Genomic DNA, 6,238 nt, shown 5'->3' with positions numbered 1-6,238 from the left:
AGCTCATTTTATGCTGATTGTAATAACTATAAAATTTAATAAATACAAAGCGCACAAGTTGTTTCGTTAAAAACAAACTTAAAAGGCCCTTGAGCAGGCGATGCGAAACCCCGTTTGAACTTGTATTATTACTCATTCTGACTCGCACGGCTTACAAGCCAACCAGCTAGCGTTTCAAAATCGTCATTGGCAACGCTATATGGCGCACAATTAATTGCCACATTACGAAACGCAGTGGCTTCTTTGATAACTTCATCTCTATTGATATATAAAGGAGCAATTAATGGCAATTCAGTTTGCCAAAGTTGCAATAAATCTGATTCAAGCTCAGAGGCTGAATTATATTTATTTGTTAAAAAATAATGCTGCCATGATGATTCAGCTTGTTTTAATGTGTTGAGACGCTTGAAAGCAAAGCTGTGGCAAATGGCATCACAATTAATAATCTCAAGGAATATGTCGTCTTTATGAAGTGGGTATCTAAGTGCATCAACATGAGCAGGGCAATCAAATACAAACCAACTGTCATCGCTGTCATTAAGTTGCTGACAACTGTCGATGATGCTTGAAAAGTCTAATCCTAAGTTCGAGCGGCTGCCATAGGGTAAAAACTTTACACCATCGTTATCTTGGTGAAACTGCTCACATGCAGAGGCAAAGTTTGGGTAATCACTCCAGCCTAGCTGATGCTCCCACGCAAGACCAAGATGTAGGCCTAAGTCGCCTTTTGGATCTAAATCGATGGCATACACAGGCACATTTGATTTTCTCAAAGCACAAGCAAGGTTGGCCACAATAGATGTTGTACCAGTGCCACCTTTAATACCTTTCAAGAAAACTCGTTTCATTTATGATTCTTTATTGCGTTTTTGTTAACTTTTTTCGTGCTCTGTGTTTGTGTTGTTGCTAATGCGATATCGTTAAGCAAAGGGTACTTTTCAATCGTTTTGCGATTTTTTTCAACATCAACAATTTCAACATAATCCGTTTCCTTGCCGCCAAATTGGCGAACTAGCTCTTCAATGTCGTATTGAGTTAACGTATTTGATTTTTTTACTGCAAAGTCATTCATCTAAAAACCGTAATGAGAAAAAATTAGATTAAAATGTTTATAATTCATAGACACTGGCTGCATTATATATAGAATAGCACTTAAAACTAGTACTAAAGTATCTTTTTTAAGGGTTTGTTGGTGCCTCATTTAAATATTACAGGACTAAACGGAACTTTCTCTGAGCTAAAGCGAGGCGCAAACTACGCCTTCCTTGCCCCATTGGATAATCAGCTATTAGAGTTAACAAGGCACCTATTAACCAATCATAAAGCCCCGGTTTTTTTGCTTTCCGAACAAGTAGAATCGTTTTTTGAAGGTGAGGGTAATGAAGTATTGTTCTCATTGTTCGAACAAAAGGTGCTGCACCCATTCCATTTACATTACAATGAGAATGTAGCAAAAAGTTTGCATTTTTCTCGCGGTGTCATTAACGAGTTAAAACAGTATGATCAGCTTAAAAGCAGTACTGTTATCGTGCATATAGATTCAGAGGATTTGGTTTCTCTCAATGAGCAGCAACTAGCTGTAAAACTGAAACTCTATTTATCTCTGTCGCAGTCAAAAAATGTCACTTTAGTTTTTTTTATGTCAGGAGCCTACATCAGTGAGTTAAGGCGCCAGCTACTAGCATTAAATCGTTTTTTTGATGGGCTAATTTATATGAGCCAAGAAGCGTCAATTCGTACACTTGAATATGATTATTGGTGCCATAAAGAAGGTGTCATTGTTGGGCGCACTGTTAATTTGCAGCTTCATAATGGTCAGCTGGCTGTTATTGCACAAGAGCAAGAGATCACAGAAGTCGCCGATCCAACAGATCAAGACTTAGATGAAGATGAAGTTTGGCTAACTCAGAGTGCTGTACCTGAGGGTACTAAGCTACCTGTGTTTTATAAAACTATTGAAGATAACGATACTTTGTACTCAAAAGGGCTCACTAAAAAGGCAGCCACATTAGTGTTCGCGGTTACTCGTTACACAGACCTTAAAGTGTTAGCTAAAGACTGCTTTTCTCTGCGTAAAAAGTGTGGACGCAGACTGAAATTAGTTATTCAAAATGTTGATGGCATAATTCGTCATCAGGACGAGTGCTTATTTTTAACTTTAGGGGTTAACCTTATTTTATATAGTTATTCTGAGCCTTCGCGTTTGCTATCACAAATTCAGTCAATTCAAGGATTTCAATTTTCAAGACCACTCCCTAAATCAATTGATGATGTTCTGAAATACAGTGAAAATACCTTAGCAAAAGGCTATCTACCAATCACCAAGTTTGCACAGCAGGTTACCAAGCATAGCGATTCTGCGGCAAATCTTGGTGTAAGTGGGGTGCTTGTTATGCTAGAGCTTTTACCTCGCATTGATGCTATACACCCATTGCATTTATTTCATGTGAAACGTGAAGGAGATATTTTTAGTTTTGCAGATGGCACGATTTATCTATATCTGCATGCTTGTCGAGAGCATGATGTAGAAAGTGCGATTAAGCATTTATTTAAATTACAGGTGAGTGACTTTTTTATGTCTAAAAATGTCATTGCCGATCATTTTTATATTCAGCAAGAATGTCGCCGTATACAACGTAATTTTGCAAATGTTGAAATAACTGATTTTACTCAACAATTACAAGAAAATGTGAGTTATATTTTTGATGCAAAAGGTTCAGATATAGCGACTTTAAATACAGAGACACCGGAATTCAAAAAAGTGATTCGACCAATATCCGAGCCAGTAAAAGTGACCTTAAAAGGTGATCTATCATGAGCTTAAATCAGTTTTTTATCACTTTTATTGTTGCAATGCTTATCGGTATTTTATTGAGTAATATAGGTAAGGCATTGTTTAATAAAGCAGTAGTGCTATACCGAAAATTAACATTTAGGCATGTATTATTAACCCCTTATACGCCAAAACGACACAAGAAGGATAACAAGTGAGGCTTTCAGGATTAGGTGTTTGGAATTTATACTTTTTAGTTAAGTTTGTTCTGTATAGCCGAGGTGACATTTCTTTTGATTTAATTGCAAACTTAGCATTTTTTGCTTTTCTAGCTATCTCTTTTCAACATATATGGTTGTCTCGTTTTAAACACGCTGTGAGTGTGGTGGTAGGTGCGGCCTTGTTATATTACGATTCGTGGTTACCTCCAATTTCTCGGCTCACTAAGCAAGCCGGTAATGTACAAGATTTCAGTATTGGCTATTTTTTTGAAATTACAGCGCGTGTCATCAGTCTTGATATGGTGTTGGCACTTTTCACTTTGGTGGTTTTTTATTGGTTAACTGTAAAATGGTTGCGCTATACCAGTATATCAATCATCGGCTTTGTTTATGCGTATTGGTTAGGGGGAGTCGCTACCGGTAATGAGGTTATGCCTCAAGTGGCAACTAATAGCCAAACTATGCAAAAACAAGTACCTATTTTAGTCTCTGATTCTGCAAAACAAAAGACACCCGACCAACAGCTTCAAGACTTTTACCAGCAACAGAACTTACTACAAAGCCAGTTTCCAGATGTATTTAATGGTCAACCATTTGATGTTGTTGTGCTTAATATATGCTCTTTAGCGACGGCCGATTTAAAAGCGATAGGTGTTGAGCCACGTAACTTATTTGCTGATTTTGATATCTTGTTTAGCCAATTTAATTCAGCAACTTCGTACAGTGGTCCTGCGGCAATTCGTTTGTTACGAGCAAGTTGTGGGCAAACAAGTCAAGAGCAACTATTTAAACCTGTTGACAAGCAATGTCAGTTATTCACTAATCTTGCAGAACTTGGTTATAAGACTAGCGTTGCTCTTAACCACGATGGTCACTTTGATGACTTTATTGGTTTGATCAGACAATACGGTGGTGTCTCTGTGCCGAAACTGGATTTTAGTCAATTTAGTGCTGCGCAATATGGGTTTGATGGCAAACCCATTTATTCTGATGCGGATATACTCACTAACTGGTTGAATAAACAAGGTACAAGTCAGCAGCCTAGGGCTCTTTATTACAACACCATTAGCTTACACGATGGTAATCAACTTGCTGGTCGTGAACGTATGAATAGCTTTGAAAGCTATCCGCTTAGACAACAGCGCTTATTTAATGATATCGATAAGTTTATAACTGAGTTAGAAGCACAAGGTCGAAATGTAATGCTGGTGGTTGTACCAGAGCATGGGGCTGCCTTACAGGGTGATAAACTACAATTCTCTGGTTTGCGCGAAATTCCGAGCCCTTCAATTGTTTCAGTGCCAACTGCGGTTAAATTCATCGGCCCTGATATAAAGCATGGGGGGCTGAATGTCGTCGATGAAACAATGAGTTATTTTTCACTGTCAGAGTTAATCAACAATACGATGAAGCTTGACTTGTTCAAAGGGACGGTACCAATTAACCGAGTGCTTGATAATTTACCAACTTCAGCCAAGGTCGCCGAGAATGAAGATACGGTAATGATGTATATAAAAGGGCAGCCTTACATCCAATTAGATGGTGGAGAATGGACCAAGTACCCGACTAATTAAGTTATTTGTCCAAAATTGTTTACAATAGACTACCCAGTTGCAGGGAGTTAGCGTATCATTCTCATACTATAGGTTCCCGTTTTTTGAGGATGTAATGCGTTTAGATATCCACTGTGCTGACCGAATTGGTATCGCACAAGAGATTCTCAATATCTTGGTGAGTTACCAAGTTGATTTAAAAGGCATCGAAGTAGATTCGATTAATTGTCGAATGTATGTCAGCTTTCCGCCTATTGAATTTGAACAATTCCAAAAAATTATGCCATCTATCCGCTTGATAGATGGTGTGAAAGACGTTCGTACGACTGCATTCTTACCTTCTGAGCGAGAGCATAATGAGTTAAATACATTACTGCGTGCATTACCTGATGGTGTTATATCTATTGATGCTAAAGGGTGGGTGCGTTTATGTAATGATGCTGCTTGTCGCGACTTACAACTATCCGAAAGTGAAGTTATTGGCGCTAATATAAATAACTTGCTTAAAGGCTTTAACTTTACTCGCTGGTTAGAAGGTAAAGAAGTACTTGGCCAAACAACGCGTGTCGAAGTAGCTGGCGAAGACTTTATTGCTGATATTCTGCCAATTTCAGTACCACAAGGTGCAGAAGGGGATGTGTTAGCCGGTGCAGTTATCAATATCAAATCACAAAGTAGACTAGGTCAGCAAGTAAGTGCGTTTCGCCGTTATGGGCAAGAAAGCTTTGCAACTATACATAATTTTAGTACTGCAATGCGTCGTGTGGTTCGTGAAGCACGCAAAATGGCACAGCTTGAAGCGCCGATCCTCATTACTGGTGAAACAGGCACAGGTAAAGAGTTACTCGCCCGTGCTTGCCACTACGCATCAAACCGTTCAGTAAAACCATTTATCGCTTTATCATGTGCTTCTTTGCCAGATGATGTCGCTGAGTCAGAATTATTTGGTTATGCAGGCTATGAAGAGAATGCAGCACCTAAACGTGGTGTGCTAGAGCAAGCTGATGGTGGTACAGTGTTTTTAGATGAAGTCGGTGAAATGTCGACTCAGCTGCAAACTAAGTTACTACGTTTTTTACAAGACGGTACCTTCCGTAAGGTCGGTGATGAAAACGAAGTTAAAGTTAATGTGAGGATTATTGCAGCAACACAAAAAGACTTACCTGCAATGGTCCAAGAAGGAACATTTCGAGAAGATCTTTACTATCGAATTAACGTGTTAACCCTTGAAATTGCGCCATTACGTGATAGAAAAGCAGATATTGGCCCTTTGGCTGAGCATTTTATTCAAAAGTATGCCCAGCAAAATGGTCATTCTGTGCCTGTAATGTCTGAAGATTGTTTACGTTTTTTACAAGATTACCCATGGCCAGGTAACGTGCGCCAATTAGAAAATGCGATTTATCGTGCTGTGTCGTTGTTAGATGATAACGAATTGCGTATTGAGCATCTGCAGTTACCAACGTTTACCCATGATTTAGGTTATCTTGAGTCTGACTTTGAAGGAACCTTAGACCAAGCGGTAAAACGTTTTGAGGCGACTTTACTTCGCAAGCTTTACCCTGCTTATCCAAGCTCTCGTCAGCTTGCAAAGCGGTTAGGTTTAAGTCATACAGCAGTAGCAAATAAGCTTCGAGATTATGGGATTAATCGTAAGACTGTAAAGGTTTAATGATACTAACTTAATTTAT

Annotated in this window: 5 protein-coding genes; 3 read left to right on the top strand and 2 right to left on the bottom strand. The window is 38.8% G+C overall.

Annotated elements, in window-relative coordinates; translation table 11 throughout:
• Positions 1-128: 128 nt before the first annotated feature.
• Together bcsQ and bcsR are read right to left on the bottom strand one after the other, a co-directional pair.
• Positions 129-848, bottom strand: a complete 720-nt coding sequence (gene bcsQ, locus L1D46_RS19255) for a cellulose biosynthesis protein BcsQ (RefSeq protein WP_239978061.1) — start codon at positions 846-848, stop codon at positions 129-131.
• Entirely contained in the window at positions 845-1,072 is a 228-nt protein-coding gene (gene bcsR, locus L1D46_RS19250) for a BcsR/BcsP family cellulose biosynthesis protein (protein WP_239978060.1), read from the bottom strand. Before bcsR ends, bcsQ begins: the two co-directional genes overlap by 4 nt.
• Positions 1,073-1,192: 120 nt before the next feature.
• Here bcsR and bcsE point away from each other — a divergent pair, with 120 nt between their 5' ends.
• The 3 genes from bcsE (at position 1,193) to tyrR (ending at position 6,219) form a co-directional block, all read left to right on the top strand.
• Positions 1,193-2,818 carry a cellulose biosynthesis protein BcsE gene (gene bcsE, locus L1D46_RS19245; RefSeq protein ID WP_239978059.1) on the top strand — a complete coding sequence of 542 codons (1,626 nt, stop codon included), beginning with the start codon at positions 1,193-1,195 and terminating at the stop codon, positions 2,816-2,818.
• Between the two features lie 169 nt (positions 2,819-2,987).
• Positions 2,988-4,568, top strand: a complete 1,581-nt coding sequence (gene bcsG / locus L1D46_RS19240; protein WP_239978058.1) for a cellulose biosynthesis protein BcsG — start codon at positions 2,988-2,990, stop codon at positions 4,566-4,568.
• Positions 4,569-4,662: 94 nt separating this feature from the next.
• A complete protein-coding gene (tyrR, locus tag L1D46_RS19235) occupies positions 4,663-6,219 on the top strand; it encodes a transcriptional regulator TyrR (RefSeq protein WP_178926761.1) in 1,557 nt (518 codons plus the stop codon).
• Positions 6,220-6,238: the final 19 nt, after the last annotated feature.

Origin of the sequence: Pseudoalteromonas sp. Isolate3 (genome assembly GCF_022398505.1) — a bacterium.
Taxonomy (GTDB): domain Bacteria; phylum Pseudomonadota; class Gammaproteobacteria; order Enterobacterales; family Alteromonadaceae; genus Pseudoalteromonas; species Pseudoalteromonas apostichopi.
The sequence above is the reverse complement of the archived record's forward strand: the minus strand, read 5'-3'. Positions and strand labels throughout refer to the sequence as shown.